Source organism: Streptomyces sp. NPDC004539 (assembly GCF_040610055.1).
Classification (GTDB): domain Bacteria; phylum Actinomycetota; class Actinomycetes; order Streptomycetales; family Streptomycetaceae; genus Streptomyces.
This window is the reverse complement of the sequence record NZ_JBEXLS010000027.1, coordinates 96,720-118,869: the sequence shown is the minus strand read 5'-3', so window position 1 is coordinate 118,869 and position 22,150 is coordinate 96,720. Positions and strand designations below refer to the sequence as shown.

At 67.8% G+C, this 22,150-nt stretch carries 13 protein-coding genes, 1 tRNA gene and 1 pseudogene; 5 read left to right on the top strand and 10 right to left on the bottom strand.

Annotation, left to right across the window (positions count from 1 at the left end; all coding sequences use genetic code 11):
• On the top strand, window positions 1-1,738 hold a 1,738-nt coding region (locus ABZX85_RS39855; RefSeq protein WP_355880503.1), incomplete at its 5' end, for a translation initiation factor 2.
• 91 nt (window positions 1,739-1,829) lie between these two features.
• On the opposite strand, the gene ABZX85_RS39850 is transcribed toward ABZX85_RS39855, so the two are convergent.
• The gene (locus ABZX85_RS39850) at window positions 1,830-3,767 is read right to left on the bottom strand and encodes an ATP-binding protein (RefSeq protein WP_355880500.1); all 1,938 of its coding nucleotides are present in this window, start codon (window positions 3,765-3,767) and stop codon (window positions 1,830-1,832) included.
• Window positions 3,768-4,034: 267 nt separating this feature from the next.
• On the opposite strand from ABZX85_RS39850, the gene ABZX85_RS39845 reads away from it, so the two are divergent.
• A complete protein-coding gene (locus ABZX85_RS39845) occupies window positions 4,035-5,699 on the top strand; it encodes a serine/threonine protein kinase (RefSeq protein WP_355880497.1) in 1,665 nt (554 codons plus the stop codon).
• A 7-nt stretch (window positions 5,700-5,706) separates the two neighbouring features.
• Here the strand turns inward: ABZX85_RS39845 and ABZX85_RS39840 are convergent, their stop codons facing one another.
• Together ABZX85_RS39840 and ABZX85_RS39835 are read right to left on the bottom strand one after the other, a co-directional pair.
• Window positions 5,707-7,908: a M48 family metalloprotease gene (locus tag ABZX85_RS39840; protein ID WP_355880494.1), complete on the bottom strand. Its 2,202-nt coding sequence runs from the start codon at window positions 7,906-7,908 to the stop codon at window positions 5,707-5,709.
• 116 nt (window positions 7,909-8,024) lie between these two features.
• Window positions 8,025-8,543 carry a hypothetical protein gene (locus ABZX85_RS39835; RefSeq protein ID WP_355880491.1) on the bottom strand — a complete coding sequence of 173 codons (519 nt, stop codon included), beginning with the start codon at window positions 8,541-8,543 and terminating at the stop codon, window positions 8,025-8,027.
• 803 nt (window positions 8,544-9,346) lie between these two features.
• Between ABZX85_RS39835 and ABZX85_RS39830 the strand changes: the two genes are divergently transcribed.
• Window positions 9,347-10,000, top strand: coding sequence for a hypothetical protein (locus ABZX85_RS39830; RefSeq protein ID WP_355880488.1), 654 nt, complete (start codon window positions 9,347-9,349; stop codon window positions 9,998-10,000).
• Window positions 10,001-10,017: 17 nt separating this feature from the next.
• Here the strand turns inward: ABZX85_RS39830 and ABZX85_RS39825 are convergent, their stop codons facing one another.
• The 3 genes and pseudogenes from ABZX85_RS39825 to ABZX85_RS39815 form a co-directional block, all read right to left on the bottom strand.
• Entirely contained in the window at window positions 10,018-11,187 is a 1,170-nt protein-coding gene (locus ABZX85_RS39825; RefSeq protein WP_355880485.1) for a hypothetical protein, read from the bottom strand.
• Between the two features lie 131 nt (window positions 11,188-11,318).
• A pseudogene (locus ABZX85_RS39820) lies at window positions 11,319-11,514 on the bottom strand (pyridine nucleotide-disulfide oxidoreductase); the annotation flags it as partial.
• Between the two features lie 89 nt (window positions 11,515-11,603).
• Complete coding sequence (locus ABZX85_RS39815) at window positions 11,604-12,584, bottom strand: restriction endonuclease (RefSeq protein ID WP_355880482.1); 981 nt, start codon at window positions 12,582-12,584, stop codon at window positions 11,604-11,606.
• A gap of 361 nt (window positions 12,585-12,945) precedes the next feature.
• On the opposite strand from ABZX85_RS39815, the gene ABZX85_RS39810 reads away from it, so the two are divergent.
• Window positions 12,946-13,569, top strand: a complete 624-nt coding sequence (locus tag ABZX85_RS39810) for a DUF433 domain-containing protein (RefSeq protein ID WP_355880479.1) — start codon at window positions 12,946-12,948, stop codon at window positions 13,567-13,569.
• On the top strand, window positions 13,569-14,009 hold the full coding sequence (locus ABZX85_RS39805) for a DUF5615 family PIN-like protein (protein ID WP_355880476.1): 441 nt from the start codon (window positions 13,569-13,571) through the stop codon (window positions 14,007-14,009). The genes ABZX85_RS39810 and ABZX85_RS39805 overlap by 1 nt, the downstream gene beginning before the upstream one ends.
• A gap of 59 nt (window positions 14,010-14,068) precedes the next feature.
• On the opposite strand, the gene ABZX85_RS39800 is transcribed toward ABZX85_RS39805, so the two are convergent.
• From ABZX85_RS39800 to ABZX85_RS39785, 4 genes are all read right to left on the bottom strand, one after another.
• Complete coding sequence (locus tag ABZX85_RS39800) at window positions 14,069-15,265, bottom strand: hypothetical protein (RefSeq protein WP_355880473.1); 1,197 nt, start codon at window positions 15,263-15,265, stop codon at window positions 14,069-14,071.
• 1,703 nt (window positions 15,266-16,968) lie between these two features.
• Window positions 16,969-21,102: a hypothetical protein gene (locus ABZX85_RS39795; protein ID WP_355880469.1), complete on the bottom strand. Its 4,134-nt coding sequence runs from the start codon at window positions 21,100-21,102 to the stop codon at window positions 16,969-16,971.
• A gap of 519 nt (window positions 21,103-21,621) precedes the next feature.
• A tRNA-OTHER gene (locus ABZX85_RS39790) sits at window positions 21,622-21,701 on the bottom strand.
• A gap of 219 nt (window positions 21,702-21,920) precedes the next feature.
• Window positions 21,921-22,085 carry a hypothetical protein gene (locus tag ABZX85_RS39785; protein WP_355880467.1) on the bottom strand — a complete coding sequence of 55 codons (165 nt, stop codon included), beginning with the start codon at window positions 22,083-22,085 and terminating at the stop codon, window positions 21,921-21,923.
• Between the last annotated feature and the right edge of the window lie 65 nt (window positions 22,086-22,150).

Sequence of the window (22,150 nt, the reverse complement as noted above, 5' to 3'; positions counted from 1 at the left end):
TGGCGACGGGCGACGGGCGACGGGCGACGGGCGACGGGCGACGGGCGACGGGCGACGGGCGACGGGCGACGGGCGACGGGCGACGGGCGACGGGCGGTCGGCAATGAGGAGCGTCCTGTTCGCCGCCCGCTCCGCGGTCGCCCTGTACCGCCTGCTGGACACGGCCCCGGTCTTCGCCGGCGACCCCCGAGTCTCCCGCCACTTCACCCTCGTCCCCGGCTCGGACTTCGGCGTGGACGCCCTCTCCGTGGTCGACGCCCTCGGCGGCCGGACGGTGCCGTGGGAGGAGGCCCGGCGCAGTACGTACGACCTTGTCGTCGCCGCCAGCCCGAAGGGCGAACTGAGTCAACTGGGCGGCACACGCGTGCTGTTGCCGCACGGCGCGGGGTTCAGCAAGACGATCCGTGACGAGGGCTCCGCGGACTCCGCCTCCGGACTCGACCCCGTCCATCTGCGCCGCGCGCCCATCGCCCTGCACGCCATGGCCCACCCCGGGCAGATCGCCCGCCTCGCCACCGCCGACCCCGAAGCGGCCAGGCGCGCCAGGGTCGTAGGGGACCCCACCCTGGAACGCCTCCTCGCCTCCCGCCCCCTGCGCGACCGCTACCGCGCGGCGCTCGGCACCGGCGCCCGCACCCTCGTCGCCCTGACCTCCACCTGGGGCCCGGAGTCCCTGCTGCGCCGCCGCCCGGACCTCCCCGCCGAACTGGCCGCCCATCTCCCGTACGACGCCTACCAGTTGGCGCTGATCGTGCACCCCAACGAACACAGCCTGCTCGGCACCTACGACCTCACCGAACGCCTCGCCCCCGCCCTCGACGCGGGCCTGATCCTCGCCGCGCCCCGCGAGGAGTGGGCGTCGGTCCTGGTCGCCGCCGACGCCCTGATCACCGACCACGGCTCGACGGCCCTGTACTTCGCGGCCCTGGGCGACCGCCCGGTCCTCGCGGCGGAGAGGGGCGGACCGGAGCTGATCCCGGCCAGCCCGATGGACGTACTCCTGCGCGCCGTACCGGAGTTGGGCAGTTCGACGGACCATGCGACCGACCTCGCGGCAGCCCTCCACGCCTACCGCCCCGGCGCCACCCGCCCCGCCGCCGAAGCCGCGTTCACCCACGAGGGCCACGCCCTGGACCGCCTCCGCACCGAGCTGTACGCCCTCCTCGACCTCACCCCACCCCCCTCACCACCCCCGCTCCGCCTCCTCCCCACCCCCACCCCCGCACTCCGCGTCCCCACCGCCTTCGACACCCACGCCGACCTCACCCCGGCCGGCCTCCACCTCACCCGCCACCCCGTCGGCCTCGCCCCGCCCGGCCACCACCTCGCGGTGGAACACGGCACCTCCACCGACCGACTCACCGACACGGCCGGGGTGTTGTACCGCCGCCCCCTCCCGGACACCCCGACCTGGACCTCGGACGGCTGGACCCGTCACGCCCTCGACGACCACCCCGCCTGCCGCACCGCCGGCGCCCTCCACCCCACCGGCGAGGCCCTGTTGAGATTCCGGGGCCGCCAACTCCCGTACACGTCAAGGATCGAGCCCCGCACCGAGCCCGACGGCCGCATCACGACCGTGGACCCGGCGCTCGCGGTGTCGGCGGCGCACGTGTGGACGGGCGCGAACCGGGGCTGGGGAGGGGAGCCGGTGGAGTTCAACTGCCGGGTGGGGCAAGGGGAGTTCATGGTGCGCCTACGGGAGGCGACGAGCGACGAGGCCGACACCCCCGTATAGCCGACGCCCCCGTACAGCGGAGCCCTGCGCAACGGAGCCCCCTGAAGGCAAGCCCTGAAAGGCAAGCCCCGCCTGGAACCGCCCCCGCCCCTCACCCGATCCCGTTCTTCCGCCGAATCCTCTCCACCGCCTCCCGATGCCCCGCAGCCGCTTCCGCCCGCCCGGCAGCCTCCTCCAGCTTCTCCAACGCCCCATGCACCCGCACCTGTTCGAACTCCGACCGGCGCCGAAGGGCCCGCTCCAACGCCCCCTCGTACAACCCCCGGGCCTCGTCCACCTCCCCCACCTCCCGCAGAACTCCCGCCAACGCGAAGGAGATCCGCGCCCCGATCCGCTCCCGCCCCTGCGCGACAGCCCCTTCCCGAGCCTCGCTCAACAACCCCCGGGCAACCTCCAACTCCCCCAACCGGGCCCGCGCTTCTCCCATCCGATACGTCTGGAGCAGCACACCGTAGGGATTGGGAATCCCCGCGTGGATCTCCCGGGACGCCTCGAACTCCCCGACAGCCGAGGCCCATTCCCCCCGCACCCCGAGCAGCATCCCCTTGAACTCGGCGACGGACCCCCGGAGTTTGGCGTCGACCTCGCCCTCCCCCAGCAGCCGGGCGGCGGCCCCCGCGGCGACCAGCGCTTTCCCCGCCTCCTCCAGCCGCCCCGACTCCCAGAGCGGACGCGCCAGTTGGAGCTGCGTCCGCACGATCCACGCGGCCCGCGCCCCGTGCCGTACGGCCGACGCGACGGCGAGCCGGAACACCTCCACCACGTCGGACTGGTGGGGATGATCGAGCGCGTACGTCCAGATCGGCTCGGCGAGAGCCACCGCCTCCGCGTCCAACTCCCGCTGATGCGCGAGCCGTAGACACGCGAAGAGGGCGTGCCGCTCGTCGTACAGCCAGTCCGCGCCGACCTCGGCGTCGAGCGCGGACTCCGAAGCCCCGAAGGTGTCACCGACGATCAACCGGGGCCCGGCGACCGCCAGATCGGCCCGCTGCGCCTGCCGGACGTACCACCGCAGCACCCGCACCCGAGCGGTCGCGACGAGTTCGCCGTCCTCCCGGGAGCGCCGCAGCGCGTGGGCGTGCAGCGGCCGGGGGAACCGCAGCCGCGCACCGGTCCCGAGGTCCAACACCCCTGCCCGGTGCAGCTCTTCGAGCGCCGCGTGGCAGGTCTCCTCGCCGAGCCCGAGGAGCGCGGTCGCGGAGTCGGGGGTGAAGGTGGGGCCGGGGTGGTGGGGCAGCAGCCGGTAGAGGAGGGACGCCGGGTGCGACAGCGCGTCGTACGCCGTGTCCCAGACGCGTTCGACGCCGGGGACGCCCTTCTCGTCCCACTCTCCGCGCAGTTCGGGGATCAGCCGGGCCAGCGGGCGCAGCCGGTGCGCGCGCAGCCAGCGGCCGGCGACGTGCAGGGCGGCGGGGAGGCCGTCGCAGAGGTGCACGAGGGCCCGCACGGACTCCGGGTCCTCGGCCAACCTCGGGTCGCGGACGACGAGTTCGAGCAGTTCCGTCGCCGCGTGCTCGTCCAGCGGCGGCAGCGCGAGGCCGACGGCGGCACCGTCCTCCAGATCGTGCAGCGGGCCCTGGCTCGCGACGAGGACGACACTCCCGCCGGACGCGGGGAGCAGGGGGACGACCTCCGAGGCGTACCGGGCGTTGTCGACGAGGAGGACGAGCCGGGAGTCGGCCGTGAGGTTCCAGTACTGCCGGCAGCGGGCCTTGAACTGCGGTTCCACGAGGGCGGGTTCGACATCGAGCGCCCGCAGCAGTTGCGCGAGCACGTCCCCGGGGTCCAGCACCCCGCCCACCCGGTGGTCGTCCAGATCGACCGTCAGCACCCCGTCCGGGAACCGGTCCCGCACCGTCCGCGCGATCAGCCGCGCCAGCTCCGTCTTCCCCAGCCCCGCGGGCCCACTGAGCGCCACCACCAACGGCCGCCCGCTCCCCCGCCACTCCGCCACCGCCCTCGCCGCCCGCTCCCGTTCCCGGTGACGGTTCACGAAGTGCACGGGCTCCGGCGGAAGTTCGACCCTCATACGACGCCTCTCGTGTTCCTGTCGGGTGGTCCATTGTCGCGTGCCGGGGCCGGGGAGGGGGCTGGACACTTCGGTGGGAGCCGCACGGACTTCTTCCCCGTGTTCCGGTGCGCCGACAGGGAACCCCGGGCCCGCGTCGCGCGTCCTCCTCCGAAGAGCAGCACCGTAGGATCGCCCACACGCTCCTCAACAGGCAGTGGGCGAAGGGGCGTTGGGCGGGCTCTGCCGTCCGTCTGTCCGGCTCCCCGAACTGATGAGGAAACCACGGTGTCCGACGAAGGACGGCTGATCGCCGGCCGGTACCGCGTCCTCGACCGCATCGGCCGCGGCGGCATGGCCACCGTGTGGCGCGCGCGGGACGAACTGCTCGCGCGCGTGGTCGCCGTGAAGCGCCTGCACCCCCAGCCGCAGCTCGACGAGACGGACCTCGCCACCCTCTACGAACGCGCCCGCCGAGAGGCCCGCAACGCGGCCCGCGTCAGCCACCCCAACGTCGTCGCCGTGCACGACGTCGTGGACGACGACGAGGGCCGCCCCGTCATCGTCATGGAGTACGTCCCCTCCCGCACGCTCGCCGAACTGATCGCGGCGGAAGGCCCGCTGCGGCCCGCCGAGGCCGCCCGGATCGGCCGGGGTGTCCTCGCCGCGCTGCGCGCCGCGCACGGGGCGGGCGTCCTGCACCGGGACGTGAAACCGGCGAACGTGCTGCTCACCGAGGACGGCCGCGTCGTCCTCACCGACTTCGGCATCGCCCAGGCCGTCGAGACCCCCGGCCTCACCCGCACCGGCCAACTCGTCGGCTCCGTCGACTTCATGGCCCCCGAACGCCTCGTCGGCGCGCCCCCCGGCCCCGAGGCCGACCTCTGGGCGCTCGGCGCGACCCTCTTCCAGGCGGTCGACGGCCACTCCCCGTTCCTGCGCCCCTCCGTCACGGAGACGATGTACGCCATCGCGATGGAACCACCCCCGGAGGTACGCGACGCCGGCCCGCTGACCCCCCTGATCAGCGGCCTCCTCGCCCCGAAACCGGCCGACCGCCTGACCGCGGACCAGGCGGAGAGGCTGCTGCGGCCGGACGCCGTCCCGGAGTCAGGGTCGTACGGGGCGGTGATACCCAAGACGGACGCGTACGACGCCGGCGCGCCGGTCTCCCCCGTGACGACGGCCTCGTCGGCCGCCGGCGTCGTACCAAAGGACTACCCGGGCCCCCCGCCGGACGTCACCACGGACCTCCAGGCCCCCGCCCCCCGCCCGCGCCGCCGACGGCGGACCCTCCTTCTCGCGGTGACCGCCGCCGCCGTCGCGGCCCTCACCACGGCCGCCCTCTTCCTCACCACGGCCGAGAACCAGGCCCCGGCGGCGGCCGACCCCCTCCCCACCACCGCACCGCTCCCCCCGGACACGCCCCCGCCGTCCCCCACCGCTTCCCCGTCCCCGTCTGCCTCCCCCACCCCCTCGAAGAGCGCGACCCGGGAGCAGAAGGCGCAGGACGAGCAGGAAAAGGAAACGGAAACGGAGGACGAGCAGCCCACCCCCGGCCGAAGCGCCCCCACCCCCGAGCCCCCGCAGGGCCACGCCCTCAAGGTCGCCGCCTCCGGCAAATGCCTGAGCAGCGGCGACGGCGGCACCGGCACCCAGCTCGTCCAGTCCACCTGCGACGGCTCCCCCGCCCAGCGCTGGCAGTTCACCGCCGGCACCGCCCGCTCCGCCGGCCAGTGCATGACCGTCGCCGGCAACTCCACCGAAGACCGCACCGAGATCCAGCTCACCCCCTGCACCAACTCCCCCAGCCAGCTCTTCCAACTCTCCGGCACCCGCCTCCTCGCCACCTCCTCCCAGAAATGCGTCGACATCTTCGGCGGCGCGAGCGGGACGGGGGCGGTGCTGTGGGAGTGCAACGGCCGGGACAACCAGACGTGGACGGCGGCCTGAGGGTCCCTCAGCCCGACACCCCTGCGGCCCTGAGGATCGTCGGGAGCAGCACGCTGTCGGACCGCACCACCACCAGGGCGAGCGCGACGGCCATCCCGGCGGCCAGGACCGGCGCCGCCGCCCTCTCCCACCCGGCCCGGCGCACGAGCGCGGGCAGCAGGGCGAGGGGGAACGCCAGGAGGACGAAGAAGACGGCGAGTTGGGCCAAGGGCGTGCCGAAGTACCGCCCGGCGTCGACCGGTTCCTCAGGGTGCGTCCAGAATCCGGAGCGTGACAGCCACAGGATGCCCGAGGTGAGGGCGGTCGCGAGGGGTGCGGCCCACAGGGCGCGGCCGAGTTGTTCCCCTCCGCCGACCGCGCAGATCGCCACCAGAGCGGCGAGTCCGGCGACGGCGGCCACCCAGCGGTCGTACTGAAGGACGGCATCGAAGTCGGCTCCGGCCGGCAGCGCCCCCCGGATCGCGGTCGCGGCGACCGCCGAGGCCACGGCCGCGGAGAGCGGCACGAGCCAGGCCCGCCCCGTCCCGCGCAGGGTCCACCCCAGCGCCGACAGGGCCAGACAGACCAGTCCGACGGCCGTGCTGGTGGCGCTCATCGAGTACACGCCCGCCAGGGAGAGCGCCGCGTCGAAGGACCGCCATCCGAACACGCCTGTCCACAGGGCGAGTTCCTGAGCGACCCGCAGGACGCCGACGAACAGCGTCGCGTTGACCGCCACGGACGTACCGAGGACGGCGAGCGCGCTCGGCGCCGTCCGCCGCGAACGGACGTACATCCGCGCCAGAGGAGCGCTCAACGCCCCCGCCGAGGCAAGTGCCAGCGGGAGCACGACCAGCGGCGAACCGGAACCGTTCAAGTGGTCGCTGGTGCTCTGGAGGTGTACGACGAGCCCCAGCGCCGTTCCCGCCGCGAGGGCGAGCGACGTCCGGCGCGGAACGGTCACGTCCCCCTCGGTGGCCGAGACACTCCGCCATACGGAGGCTCCCCAGGCCAGGGACATCAGCGTGCCGGCCGCGAGGGCTCCGGTGAGGAGGGCGTACGGCAGCAGGGGGGTGCCGGTGAAGCCGGTCTGGGCGAGGGAGGTCACCGAGTCGAGGGGGATCGCGCCGAGCAGGCCGGTGGTGGCGGCGTCCAGCCAGGTGGGGGCCAGGTGCGGGTGGGGGAGGGTGAGGACGGTCAGGCGGTGGGCGAGGGGTGGGTGGTTGGCCAGGGCCCGCTGCCACCAGGGGTGTTGTCCGGCGGGGGTGTGGGGTGTGGGTGCGGCGGGGGTGCCGTGCGCGTGTTCGGTCCGGCTCCGGTGGGCCGGCTCGGCGCTTCGGTACGCCGCCTCGGCGCCTCGGCGCATCTGTTCGCCGCTTCGCCGTGTCGGCCCGCCGCCTCGGCGTACGTGTCCGACGCGGCTCCGGCACGCTCGTTCCGCCTTGGCCAGCCAGGACGTCAGCCCCTCGGCGGACCGGCCGCGCACGGACAGCAGATCCGCCTCGTGCTCCCGCGCTCGCAGCACCATCTGGGAGAGCAGCAGGACGAGGACGACGAGCAACAGAGCCCGGCCCCCGTACTCCCCCCAGAACAGGTTCCCGACAGCGCTCAGCGGATGCCCGCCGCCCGACCACTCCCGGCCCACGAGAGCGGCCGGCGGCAGGAGCAGGACGAGCGCGGTCGCCGCCAGCGCACCCCTGGTCAGCCATACGAGGCCGACGTCACCGGCGGCGATGTGCGCGACCTCGTGCCGGATGACGGCGTCGGCATGCCGCTCGTCCAGCCGCCGCATGCCGCGCGGGAGGACGACGGTGACGGCGCCGGGCCGCCCCGCGGTGAACGGTTCCTCGTGCTTCTCGCCCGCCCACACGGTCCTCGGCGGACGCCGCACCCCGAGCTCGGCGGCGGCGCCCGCGACCCGCTCCTGCCAGTCCGGCGGGGCGGGCTCCAACGGGCCCGCGCGCCGCAGCTCCCGCCCCGGCAGGACCCACAGCCCGGCCGTCCCCAGCAGGACCACCAGGGCCGACCCCGCCAACGACACGCCGAGCAGCCGCTGTTGGAAGGGCCTGACGCACCTCTGCTCGTACGCGTTCCGCGCGATGCTGTCGCCGGGCACCCGCTCCAGTGCCTCCTGCGTGCAGTGCGCCACTCCGGTCGCCCACTCCGTGCCGAAGAACTGGTTGTGCACCAGCGTCCCCGCGAACGCTCCGGCGAGGAGCAGGGCTGTCACCAGGAGGAGATACCGGGCGCCGGTCGGGGAGACGGCTCCCGAACGGAGGCGGTCGGTACGTGCCGGTGCCCTGTGCCGGGAGGACGGTGGCAGCCCCCCGGAGGCGTTCCCCCCGGTCACGACGCACCCGGTGCACGGGGATTCACCATCGCCGCGACGACGGACTCGGCGAGCGCCTGCGCGTGCTCACCGTCCAGTCCGAGCCGCTGCTCGAAGACGTACGTGAACGCCGTGACGAGCGCCGTCCTCTCCCCCTCGGACACGGCGTCGTCACCCTCCGGCGCCGACTCCGCACCGGCACCGGCGGCCCCTCTCCCCCGCCGGGCCTCGACGAGCCGGGCCACCTTCCGCCGAGTCGCCTCACCGACCACGTCCATCACGCTGTCGGCCACCCGCTGACTCACCATCCCCAACACCCAGGCGACAGCGGGAAACACGTACGCGGCCAGGTCCGGCACGCTCGTCCCGATGCCCACGGCCGGCCGACGCCGCGCCCCGGCCATCGCCTGCGGATCGGCCCTGAACGCCCTCAGCAGCTCATCCCCTCTGGCCGCGTCCTCCGCAGAGAGCGCCCCCAGCACCTCCCGCCCGACCCGCTCCAACACCCCCCAGCCGCCCCCTTCCTCCCGAGGCACCGGAACCCGATACCCCCCTCGCAACCCCCTGAACATCCCCAGCATGCGTCTCCCCCCACGCCGCCCCACAGATCCGAGTACGCCACCGTAGACACCCACCCCCACCCCGAAGCCCAGACCTCGGAAAATGCCCACTTCAGACAATCCCCGACCGCCCCAACACCACCCCAGAACGAAAAAAGGCCCCCCATGACATTCATGGAGGGCCTTCGAGCCTCTGAACGGGGCTCAGTCTGAGCCGCCTTCGGGATTCGAACCCGAGACCTACGCATTACGAGTCTGCACATGATCTTGTCCGACCGTCGCAATCTTACTCACCCTGCGTGATACCAGCAGCTCAGGCACCCTCTGCTTGCTCGGCCCTTCTCGGTCTTTCTCGATCGTTCTTAGTTCTCATGTTCCCACCACGTTCCCATCGGACCCTGGGAACGGCCCTCGGACACCCCACCGAGACAGGACGTCACCCCGATGAGCGGCCAGATCCGCCGACGGGTCGAGAGGTTTCGAAACGGGGGGCTACACACCCGCATTGGGATGAGAAAGGGATCCTTCCCCCTTCACCCGGGGCGGAGCCGATGACCGTTCTCGCAGGTCAGCCGCGTGAAAACAGCGTAGCGCACCAAGCTCTAAGCGATCCGGAGTCACCAGCATCGGTCCCGTTCGGACTACCGCGGCCCCGCATCGCCTGCACGCTGGCAGGCCAGACTATTCGTGCTGCAACGAGGTTGCTCCTGGTTCCTCCGTCCGTCCCTCAGAAGTGAAAAGCAGTAGTGGGCGGGATACCCGGTTGCCATCCTGATCGGGTGGACGAAGCAGAGAACTGGTTGAGCCTGCCCCGGCCCCAGTGGTCGCATCATGAGATCGCCATCTGGGGCGGGGCCAGTGAAGATGATCTAGCCATCGCGAACGGCTACCTGGAGGTGGCCGAGATCGCCGCGCGGCACTGGATCGCCCACGGCCCGAACGACTTTCTGCCCATCCCGATCCTCTACAACTACCGGCACAGCATCGAACTGACGCTGAAGTGGCTGATCCGTACTGCGGCTGGCTGCGCGGTCCAGGAGGGCTATGGGGGTCCCGAGGACCTGAGCCCTGCCAAGCTGGATGAGCGGCTGCGCACCCACAACATCAGGAAACTCGCGGACTGCCTCAACCGCTACCTTGCGCTGCTGGATCTGCCGAAGCCGGAGCGGCGCATCGACCCGGAGTCCTGGAAGCAGCTGAACTGGCTGGACAGCGAGGACGCGACGGGTGAGACCTTCCGCTACGCCGTGGTCGGCCATGGCCCCCACCGTGCTGCCGCCCGCCCTGTTCAGCAGAACGTGAACTTCTACGAGCTGGTGAACGAGCTGCACAAACTGGCCCACCTGCTGTGGGGCGGTTACGCCTCTCACCTCAGCGTCTACGAGTACTGGCAGACGGAGTACATCGAGGAGATGCGCGCCGCCGGGTATTGAGCCACTCGCAACCGTCGCTACGGCGTCGGCTTCTTGTGGCGGTCGAGCAGTTCGGTGAAGAAGTCGGCGAGGACCTGCGGGCTGTCTGACTGGGTGAGTTCCCAGCCGCCGAAGCGGTAGATCTCGTAGCCGGCCAGTCGCAGGCGGCGGTCCTCGGCGACCATCTCCGAATACAGCCTGGGCGAGGCGGTGTAGGTGACTCGGCCGTTTTCGTCGGGCGGGTTCTTGGTGCCGTAGTGGTGGGCGCCGTCGACCTCGATGACGATGCGGGAGCGGTCGGGTGCCAGTAGGAGGAAGTCCATGCGCTGCCGGTACAGGGCACCACTGTGTTCGCTGCTTTTGCGGGTGTAGGGGTCGTAGTGCAGGTAGACCTGAGGGATCAGGGCGGGCAGGTCGAACCCGTCGGGTTCGGCGTAGCGGGCGCAGTAGGTACGCAGGAGGGTCTGTTCGGGAAGGGAGTCCAGGGAGCGGTACAGCCGCCGGTACAGGGCATCAGCAGCGGCTGGTTCATCGGCGGACGGCAGGTGGTTCGTCGCCCACCAGGTGACCATCTGTCGCCAGGTCAAGCCGTGTGCTGGCAACGGGTCGCTGTACACGAGGCAGTTCTCTGCGTTCTGGACGATCTCCACGTCGTTGTTCACGGCGTCCCGGAGCACGATCTTCGGTTTCGGGCCGACCGCTGCGAAGATCAGGTTCTTGAAGGTTCCGCGGGGCCCGTTCTTGAAGCGTTGCTCGTATTCGATCTCCTGCAGTTCCTCCAGGGCCTCGCGTGTCGGCCCGAGAATGTCTTCGATGCACTCGCGGCGCGCCTGCCAGCCACCCCCGCCGGACATGTCGTTCTTGCGCCAGTAGTCGTAGAACCCGCTGTGGTGCCGGAACGGCAACTGCGGAGGTTCCAGTCCCAGGCGGCTGAGGACCGCCCGGTGCGCTTTGACGGCGAGGACGACCTCCTCGTCGTTCATGCGCTCGTCGTGGCTGGTGCCCCTGGCGACGAAGTCTTCGTGCAGCAGCCGAGTCAGGGCCACGGCCACGTCCAGGTCCGGTTCGGCGGGCAGTGGACCGAAACGCAGACACTCCATCAGTTCGACATCGAGCCGCCAGAGCTGACTCATCCACTCGCCGGGCCGATGCTGGGCCCAGTTCACCGTGTCGTCGGGCTTGGTGCCGAAGAAATCGTCTGTGTGCACGCCTGCGCCTCCCCATACCGTCAGCGATGTGATTGTCTCCGCCTCCACTGACAACGCGAGACCGTTCTCGCCGATGGACCCGATGGGACGGTGGATCGCTGCCGCTCCGCTGTTCCTCGTGCGGCCGGGTCCTATGCAAGCAGGCCGACGATCTCGCGGGCGGAACACCCAACCCCGATGAAGGTGGCGGAGGGGGGGCCGGTCCAGTCGCCGTAGCCGAGCTGGTGCAGGCGTGGCTCGTCCTACCTGGGATCCCTCGATGACGACGTAGCCGCGTTGGCCTCAGAGTTCGCGCGGCACGAGGTGGGGCAGAGCGGCCCGGAAGCCTGGTTGCTCGTTGATGCCTCTGGGACCAGGGTGGAGGCCCCAACCGATCAAAAAACGAGCACGCCGCCCGATCATGAACGCTTGATCTCTCAGAAGTCGACGCCCAGCACCGAGAGCGGCTGGCGCTCCAGGGTCGCCCGCCGAACCTTCTCGCGCAGCCACTCAGCAATATCCCGCTCTTGTTCCAGGAGCAGGAGCAGTTCGCGCACTTCTCCCAGGACCATCACACGTTGGCTGAGGGCGCGCTGGCATTCCTCGATGGCTGGCGCGGCGAAGCCTGATGCCGAGATCATCAGTCCCCGTACCTCTGCCCTGCTGAAGAGCCGGACGAGGTGTTCGGACACATCAGGACGCCCCAGCGGTTTGGCCCACCACTTCACTTCGACGGCGTACTGGGAGCCGTCCAGCTCGATGGCTCCGTCGATCTGTTCGGCTGCCTGGCCGTCCTCTCTCCTGAGGACGAACGAGTCCCTGATGGAGAGGCCCTCTGCCGCGAAGATCTTGTTCAACAGTGTTTCCAGAGCCGTTCCGCGCTTCTGCGGGTTCGGTATCTGAGAGAGGGCCGACAGCTCAGCATGAAGGCTCTGGTATCGGCGCCGGCGTTCCAAGGCTGCCGCTTCCTTTTGCTTCTGCGCGGCCTGCCGTTTGTGCCGTTCGGCCTCACGTTCTGCTTCGCGCTCCTGTTGGAGACGCGTGAAGGAGTCTTTTACGTTCACGACCCTACGGATGTCCGCCACCAGGCCTTTGGCCTTGAGCTGGTCGTTGGGCCAGCATGTGGAGAACTCTTCGAACTCGGTCACGCGCCGGATGACTTCGCGCCGAGAGGCCAGGCCGCGGTCGCCCTGCTGGTTCAGCTCCGCCAGAACTGTGCGGGCAATCTGGTACTTGTTGACTGATGCTCTGTCTTCCGACAGTCGGCGCTGAAACTCGCCCAGTGTCGTGGCATTGGCCCCGGCACCACGTAGGAAGCCAAGGACGTCATCCTTGCTTCGGCACAGCAGCGGAATGACGTCGACCAGCAGAGCCATGAGTTCGGGTGGCCACTGATAGCTGTCGTCCTGCATCGTCATCCTCTGGCCCACCCTGTCCACGCGCTTGCCGACCCGTACCCCACGGGACCTGACCTCAGCATGATGACGCACAGGCTGGCACCATGTACCCAGAGCGTTCCCATCGGCTCACGCAGCCTCACGCCCAAGCTCTTCGTGATCGCCGCAGAGTGTTGTGACACGAGAGTCGCTCCCGTTCAGCCCACCGCAGTCCTGGCGTCTCGGTCCGCTCCAAGGGGACAGGTTCTTCCCGGCGCCAAGAGCAGGATTTTGGGCCCCCTCGCCTGACTTCCTGTAGCGTCCTCAGGCGCGGAGCTGGGATGCTGGCGTGTAGAGAATTCACGCGGATCGGAGGGGGTGGACCATGGCGTACTCAACGCGTATGGCGGCGGCTCTCTCCGGAGCTACGACGGGGCAGCTGCGGTCATGGCGGCAGGATCGTGGCAACGGTCCCATCCTTTGTCCCGAGCTTGCGGCCAAGCCAGCCCTGTACTCCTTCCGGGACGTGCTGGCGCTACGCGCGTTCGCGGTCCTCCGCCAGGACGTATCGCTTCAGAAGATCCGCAAGGCTCTGGCCACGCTGAAGCGGTTCGGCGAGGTCGAGCACCTGTCGGCTTACTCTCTGGTGGCTGAAGGTGACTCCATCGTCCTGGTAGGCGACGGGACTGACGATCATGCGACGGACCTCGTCAAGCATCCCGGGCAGCGGGTGATCGCCACCATGGCTGACATCCTTCAGGAGTTCGCGCCCCGCGCCGGCGTCGTGGTCCCGCACCTTCTGCGGCCCAAGCAATACGTCAGCGTCGATCCTGCTACCCAGGGCGGGCAGCCGGTCATCACCGGCACCCGAGTGCCCTTCGATGCTGTGGCCGAGCTCGTGGAGGACGGCATCCCTCCCGAGAAGATCGCTGACTACTATCCCGGCGTGACAGCGGAGGCCGCCCGTGACGCGGTGTCCTTCGCCCTCTATGTGGACAGCTACAGCCCGGGACCACGCGCTGCCTGATGCGAATCCTCATTGACGAGAACGTCCCGGTTCAGATGCTGGAAATGCTCAGGCGGCTGCTGCATGAGCATGAGGTTCGCCATGTCAGCGAGATCAAGTGGGCAGGGAAGAAGGATCTTGCCCTTCTCCCTGACGCTGCGAAGAGGGGTTTCGAGGCTTTCCTGACGAAGGACGGGCGTCAGCTGGAGGATCCGTCGGAGACGGCCGCGATCAAGAAGTCCGGTATGCATCACATCCGGTTCAGCCATGGTCACAAGGGCATGGTGGGCCTGGGCCTGGCCATGGGAGCGGTGATCGCGTCGATGCCGCTGCTCATCCGTGAACTCGATGCAGCGGAGGGCCAGCAGCTCGTTCACATCAAAGGGCTGAACCCCGGTAGCAAGCAGCGGTTCGATCTGGTTGACCCTGCTAAGGAGCCACCCCGCTACTGGCCGCGATAGTCGTCTCTGGCGATGCTGCTCCATGCGTCCCTGAACGGGGGGCAGGTCGGCGTTCGAATTCAACTAAAACCGAGCTCTTCCCACGGAATCAGAACACCAACAGGGCCCTTATGTTTCCCAATGACGATCTTGGCATTTTCATCGAGATCGGCAACCCACTCCAGCCCTTTAGTTCCCGATCTGAAACACTTAAAAGCGACCGTCCCACTCCGCGAATGATCTGCCAAGTCACGAGAATACCAGAGTTGCGCATCCAAACATTCCACAATCGCTTTGAACCTAGAATGGTGCGCCTTCCTTCCCATCTTTTTCACAGGAAGTGGAATCTGGGCAATATAGGCGTAGCCATCCTCTTCCGCCTCGGCAACGGCCTCCCCAAATATCATCAACCCCGGGGAAACGCCTGCCGCCTCATGAAGCCGTGCTCTTAGCGCGGCCAGCACACCATGCGAGCCAGCAGAATCCAAAAGCATCACCCTGCGGGTAGATACTCTTGAGAACGCCTTCATAATTCCGGATGACTCGTTTAGCAGAGTGGACTGAACAAGCAGATGGGAGGGCACTCTTGAACGCATCAAGTTCATAGCCGAGTCGTGAAATTCAGGTGGCTCGAAGGTGGTTAGTTCATACCCGCATACCGCCGCAGCAGCGTCCAACCTATTACCGACTTCTGCAGCAACATTTGATTCAACCAGCGCCACTACACCACTTCGCCGTCCTGCGCGTTGCGTCGCCGAGGAGGCACGAAGAAATTCTTCCTCAAGAAGTCCGATTAATTCTGCACTAGAAGCTACCCATTGAGCGGAGAGCCACGCATTTACGGAGATCGAGGAATTATGTTCCGATGTTTCAATAAGGAGTCGACCTACACCAGCAAGCGGGATCGAGTTGAGCCCGCCATCCGCAAGTACCATTCCACTCGGTCTTACAACTACAGCGATGACGAATTCGCGGAGCCGCTCCGCTGGCAGTGAGGTGGGCACCAGGAGCCCTGCCGCCTGCATGCGCTCCGGTGCTGGTCTTTCTAGTTCCGCGATAAGCCCCGGATGGCCCAGAAGTTGACCCCAGGCGGATTTCGCCAAACCGGGCCCCAGCAGTGGAACGGGGAGCGCAGTAATCTCTTTAAGGAATCTCAGCCCGTCTGGCGCCTTAGGGAGACGAGCTACGCCAGCGCGTACCTTGTACTCCTGTTTGAATTGAATACCCAGGCCAAGTGGATGTTGCCTTGCTGGCGAATGGGTTGTTTCCGTGATCACACGTGCGTCCCTACAAAGGCGACGCAGACTGAACTCGTCAGGGGCCAGGCCACTCATGGACGCAAAGCGTAGACGATCGGTACGCGGATCTGAAGAAGTTCTTCCGTGCTCAGCTCAGAAAGGACTGCGAGCAACTGGGTTCGGACGTCCGCCGTTTCACTATGCCGTTCCGCTTGTTCACGGGGCCTCCGATCCGCGTTCGGCGAGGTTGGCAGCCCTGAGACTCGCACCTCATCGGCCTTAGCAGACCGTCCGCCGGAGAGGGGGGTCTCCATCAAATCCATATGCAAATCATTCAAATCCGACCAAGCTCGGATCGTCTCAAGGACTAGTCCGGACAGTCGAGAGCGCCAGGCTTCACTGACTGCCGGATCACTGCGCAGGGTGCGAGAGAACGAGGCGGCCGGCCGGGGTCCATCCAAGCATGCCCGCAGGTCAGGAGCCTGAGCTGACACTGATTCCGCGAACTGCCGCATCCAGCCGATCTGCTGCTCTGAACTGATCGGTTCGATCACGACGAATTCTTCGGGTTGCCTGGCGTACCTATCTCTAAGGACTGTGAGCGCGGGAGGCTCGCTGGCGGTAGCCACCGCCGGAAAGATCACCGCCCTTTCCGCTCGCCGATCCCACAGACGAACGAAGGCCTGGTTCCAGTCCACGAACGCAGTCCACAAATCGGGCCGGATGCGGCGCTTCAATGGGCGGGCAAGCCGACTGTGGCCCCGAGTGGCCATCTGGCCACTCAATGTGACTAGCACATCCTGCCCGGGCCCTGGCAACGGAAGGTCTAGCGCCACTACGCCAGCCCCTTCGGCTGCTTCTAGGAACGCCCTGAAGGATGTGAAACCAAGGTTGCCTTCGTGGAACTCTCCAGCCGTTAGTCGCTGCAGCTCAGACTTGACACCCGCGGCCGTCGTCCGTGCGCCTCGTCCACTCAAACGGGTGACCGCTTGGCTTAGTAGTGCGAACCTACCGCCAGTGTCATCAGCAGGAGCTTCTGAAGGTCCAACGAGGGTGGAGGTTGAATCGCCAGCGAAGGCGCCAGACGCAGGTGCCGCAGCCTCTACCTCAGACGCCTCCGCCGGCGAGGCAGGAGAAGGGTCGCGAATATCCGCAGCTCGATCGCCGCTCTCAGCAACCACACGCTCGTACTCTTCAGCCACCCAGTGCTCCTCGTAGGTATGGGTCAGCCCCATTAAGGGTTGACCTGTGCAGAGGAGTACACCAGTAACATCACGCTCGCCGATTTTGGCCTTGTGACCGCGGGCCATACCCCTCGCCCCTGTTACAGAGGCGAGCGGACTCTCCCGCTCTCGGCAAAGCGCTTTCCTCCATGTCTACCTTGCGTCAATTTGAGCAAGCAGTAGTACATGGCCATCAGTGCCTCACCAAGTAGGTTACATGATCACTCCACCTCGGTCAATCAACGATGCCGTGGCTCACGCAAACCGTCCCCCGTTGCAGGTCAGATGCGGCCCGCCTACCTGATGTCGCCATCTGGCCGCGCGGACGGCTTGGGAGCGACTGCCATCAGTCAACACCCGGCTGTAGTTGTCTTGCTTGCCGAGGGAGTCGACGTAGGCCTCCCAGAGGCCCTGGCCAGGCCCATTGTCCCAGACCTTGGCCTAGGGGGCACAGCAACGGATGTGTCATGTTCCACGTTTATGATCACGCATGGGACCAGAGCCTGCCGCCCGTGCCGGTTAGGTCGTCTGCGCGGGAGGCTTGTGGGGCTTGGCACGCCACGGGTCGTTGGCTCCGGGAAGACGGCAGTCGAGAACTTTCGCCGCGACGATGGCACCGTACTGGTCGCGTTGCTCCCGGGCGCGTGCATCCTGTTCGTGCTGCAGGTCGCAGATAGTGTGATCGTCTGATGCGTGGTGTCGCTTCCTGCGCATTTCGCGGTTCCAGCGGTCGCAGTCGAAGTAGCCGATGAGATAGATGCCTGCGGTACCGGGGATGCGCAGGTAGTCGCGGACAAGCTGGTCGGCCAGGGCAGTGGACAGGTCTCGGTGCCAGCATCCTTTGCATTCGATGACGACGGTCAGTGTGCCGTCGCTGCTGCTGGTGGATGGGGCCGTGGCTTGGATCTGAATGTCGGTACGTCTGCCGGGAAACCCGGGGCGGTCGACTTGGACTTCGCGGTTGATCACGACGCGGTTTCCGCCGATGTCCTGGCGCAGGAGAGCTGCGACCATGTCGCTGAAGTCTTCTTCCCAGCACGGCCACCAGTCGGTGTGATCCACTGTCCAGTTGTTCCGGTTCCACAAGTTGACCACAAGGCCGTTGGACCCCTGAAGCACCGTCTGAAGACGGTCGAGGCTGGCCAGCACGATGTCCTGGAGATGGCGTTCATCGGTAACGGCGCGCAGATTGGTGTCTGCGGCCAGGCGCCGAAGTTGCTCCGGTACCAGGGGTTGAGCCTGAAGTTCGGCGACTTCGCGGGCCGTGACCTTAACGTGCCGACGCAGGTCTGCAAGTTCGGGATAGCGAGTTGCGAGACCGGTCAGCTCCCGGACCGCTTCCGGGCTGGTCTTGGAGATCAGCAGACCCAACAGCCGTCGGTGCAGATTGCTGCGAGCATCGGTATAAAAGCCACCCTCGAACTGGTACTCCAGGAGCCGGGTGATGCCGATGTGGTCGGTAACCATGGTGTACAGGTCAGCGAGGGCAGCCTCGGGCAACTGGCCGGTCCCGGACGGCCAGGTTCCCTTGGGGTCAGAGGCGATAAGGCGCTCCAGGAGGGCAGCCAGAACTCCGGGGGTCGCCAGGGTTGTCCTGATGGCGGGCCAGATTTCGGGCAGTTGTGGCTGTCCCATCAGCGCCGCGACGGCGCGGGTCCATCGTGAGCTGCTCGGCGCGGCGTCTCGTTGAACGTCGGGGTCGGTCACTGCGGCGGACACGATTTCTTGGGCCGGTCGGTCTCCTGCCAGCGCGAGTGAGGTCAGAACGCCGGCCCACTGCTCGTCGGTGCGGCCCGGATCATTGGCCCAGTCTCGCAAGGTCTGAACCGCATCAGGAACGGCGGTACGGGCGAACGCGGTTGCCAGACTGTTCAGTTCCGGCTCGCTGCAACCGTCTAGCGCCTGGCGGAGCAGGGTCGGCAGTTCGTGGCCGGCCAGTCGGACGCACTGTGTGATCAGGCTGTGCCGTAGTGCGGTGTCGTCGGAGTCGTGGCAATCGTGGGCCGCCAGCGCCACGGCGGCGACAGCCGCTCGACGGGGCTGGCGGCCGAATGCCTCGGCCAGGTGCGAGGCATCAAGCAGGGCCAGCGCGGTCAGAGCAGTGGCTGCCCGGTTCCAGTCTGCTGTGGCTGGAGTGGCCGCTGCACCATCCAGGGCTGCTGAGCGGATGGTGACAGTGACAGCCGCGTCCAGCAGCAGACAGTGCAGGTCACTGCGTTCATGCGGGAAAGACGGTGCAGCAGCCACGACGCCCAGCCTGTCCTGCGGCGCTTGACTGCCGTCCGCGGTGCGGTACAGCTCGGTGGTGATGTGTTGCCACAGCCGCTCGGGGGGTCCCTCTCCGGTACTGAGCGCGGTGAGGGCAAACCGTAGGCGGGCTTCGTTGAATGCCCGGCGGTGGCGCTGTTCTTCCTGCTCGCGCTGTTGCTGGGCTTCTTCCTCCGCGCGGGTGTCCCACCGTGCGGTGGCGGCCTTCAGGTCCGGGTGACGCTCGCGCAGTTCAAGGGCGGACGGCAGGTCCGGATCCGCTGGATCGGGCCACGCCGTCACCAGCAACTCAGCGTGCCGACGTGCGTGAGGGCTCAGTGTGGGCCACTGCAAAGTCCAGTACACCGAGTCATTAGGGGAGAACAGGGCAGGACTGCCTGGCCAGGATTGGAGCCGAGTGACCTGGTGGTCATCACCGCGGTCCAGGACACGTCGGCCCAGCTCTCGGCGGATGCCCAGCCGACTCAGCAGCACCTCGCCCACCGGTTTCGCAAGCTGGTGCCGGTCGTCGAAATCAGCACGACCCGCCAGAGTGAGCAGGGCATCGGCGATTTCGTCGAGTCGTCTGTTCCGTTGTGCAGGGTCGTTGTCGGTGTCGTCTTCGTCGAAGAGCGCGATCGCCTGGGCGAGGATGCGAACCGGCAGTCGCACGGACAACTGCGACTCGCCGGACTCGGTCAGGCCGGCCCTCGGGTGCCGCGAACCCAGAGTCCATGTCGTCCACGCTACGGCTTCGTCGACGTCTTCGGGTCTCAGGAGGTTCGGAACGTTATGGATCAGGAGCCATGCGGAGCGGACCTGCGTGGGGTCATCGGCAGGCGGGATCTGGTCCAGAAATTCGGGCAGCCGCAGATACTGCGGCCACAACCGCTCCAGCGCAGCCGCCGCCAGGTCCGCATCACCGCGCCAGGCCAGCGCCCTCAGCAAGGCCAGCCGCTCCGGGTCTTGTTCCAGGACCGCCAGCCGGCCCAGGTCCGCATCGTTGTGCTCGGCCAATGCCCTGAGACGGGCCGCATGGTCGGCGTCCAGTTCGTCGCCGAGTGCTTGGACGGCTAGGCGGCGCAGTTTCGGATCTAGCCCCTGCGTCTCGGCCACTGTCAGCAACTGGTCGTTGAGCTCAGGCAGTTGGCAGGCTCGCGCGATGCGGAGCACCGTGGAGAGCAGCGTAGGTGCAGCCGGGAAAGACAGATGGGGACGCAGCTGAGAGGACAGCCCTGGGTGCTTCAGGCGGTGCAGCACCCCTCGGTCCAGTTGGACCGTGTCATCGCTGGCCACTAGGTCGAGGAGCCGGTCCACCACGGCCTCGCGCTGCTGATCGCGGAGTGCCGTGAGGTCAGCCAGCAACAGCACTTCGGGGTCGTGCCGCAGGACTTCGGCGAACAGCTCCGTATCGTCCACTACTCGCCACGCGGCCACCTCGCGGTGTCGTGCCACAACATGACGGGACGTTCCGTCACCGATCCACAGCAACTGCCCCTGCGCAGCGTCGTGCATGTGGTGCCGTGCCAGGAACTGGGTAGCCAGGTACTGCTGGTAGCTGTCATGGGCGAAGGCCCAGCGACGCAGCCCGACCTCGACCATCAGCCCGGAATCCACCAACGCCAGCAGTTCCTTCATCCCGCAGTGGTAGGAATCCCCCGCCGCGCCTGGCTCGTCACCGCCGTCAAGATCAGCCAGTGCCACGTCAGCCTCAATGGCACTCGGGGTGTCATGGACCGCCGCATAGTGGCCGAACTGCATGGCGGCGGCCACTCGGCTCGCGAGTGCCGTCAGGTGATCGGGGGCCAGCGGACTTCCGTCGCGGTGGCCGTGGGAGCTCAACTGCCGACAGGCAAGCCGGTAGGCGTCAGCCACCGTCGAAGGCAGGCCCCATCCCTCCCGCTCGGCTTCCAGCAAGGGTTTCAAGGTGATCGGAGACCAGGCCAGAGCCACCGCACCCTTCTGCTCCAGCCGCCGAGTGACTCTACGGCCGTCGAGACCATCCCAGGCGGCAGCCGTCTCCACGTCGGACCGGGTCAGCGGCGTCACACCAACTACCGAGACCTCCTCAGGCGCCCACAGCAACTGGAGATGCCCTTCCAGACCGCGGGGCCACCGGCCCGAACGGCAGGCGATACGCAGCCGTAGCCGACTTCTCCGCTCACGGCCGAGCTCTTCCAAACAGCCGACCAGAATGTCATCGAGAACCCCGAGTCGGTCCAGACCCTCGTCAAGGCTGTCCAACAGGACGTACCCCGGATCACCCTCAGAAGCGGCCCACTCCAGGACTGCGCCCAAATCCCTCCGCGCGCTGACCGCTTCGTAGAACCGTCCCCGCGTACTCAGGTCGACCAGCTCCGCGACGTGTCCCTCGGACTGCAGCGCCGCGGCTTCCTCAATGATCAAGTCACTCTTGCCACACCCACGCTCGCCCAGTACCACGAGCAACCTGTCCTCGCGTCGCCCCGCAAGCGGGACCCCTGCTCGTGCCCACGGCAGGTCTACCAGCCAGCCGAAGCGATCAACTTGGGGCGCCGAGCCAATCGCATGCACACGGCGGATCCAGGGGTAGCGGCCCCCGTCTTCCCCGACCCCGGCCGTACCTCTTGCCCCGTCCATATCCGCAGACATTACGCGCGGTATGACCCCATGGGGACCAGAAGCACCGGATCGTTCTCCACGCCCGGAGACAGCGCACCCTGCCCGTCGCCTTGCTCGGCTTCGCAGCCGATACGAGCGCAAGGCGACTCACCCCGCGCGCACGGCCCTGCTCTCGCGCCATGTCGCATGCCCAACAGGAAAACCGACGGGACATAGGGGACTTTTAGGCAATCCTCCGTTCCCAGAATGTTCCCATCCGGGCACAGAAAAGGCCCTCCATGATCTCCACGGAGGGCCCACAGGCTTCTGACCTGCACTTTCTTGAGCCGCCTTCGGGATTCGAACCCGAGACCTACGCATTACGAGGACACTTGATCATCCGCCGACCAGTCCCAACCGGCGGCCTCCCGTCCCAGTTTTACCTGGTCAGGGCACATCTAACCGTGACGACCAGTCCCATGCGAGTCGGTCAGTCCCAAACGGTTATGGATACTCCCGGGCAAGTTCCGGGCAAGTTGCGCCGGAGGAATCCCATAACCTCTCCCTGCTTCCTCCTGCTCGGCCAGCGCAAGGTCTGTTACTCAACGTGTTCGATGTGACCGGCCGAAGGCTTCCCCCATCAGTCACGCTGCGTGATGCTGGGCGGCACGCGCGAGCGCGCCGTAGCGACACTGGAACGCTCTCAGCTCGGTCACGTACCGCGCTATCCGCGCTTCCAGCCCTGCCTCGTCCAGCGCCTCCTCCTGCATGCCCTCCGCATCGACGGACGACAGGATCACCCCGGGCATCTCCGGGCCACCTTCACCAATGAGCGCGACCTTCAGCCGCAACGGCCCGGGGCGCCCCTCCCTGC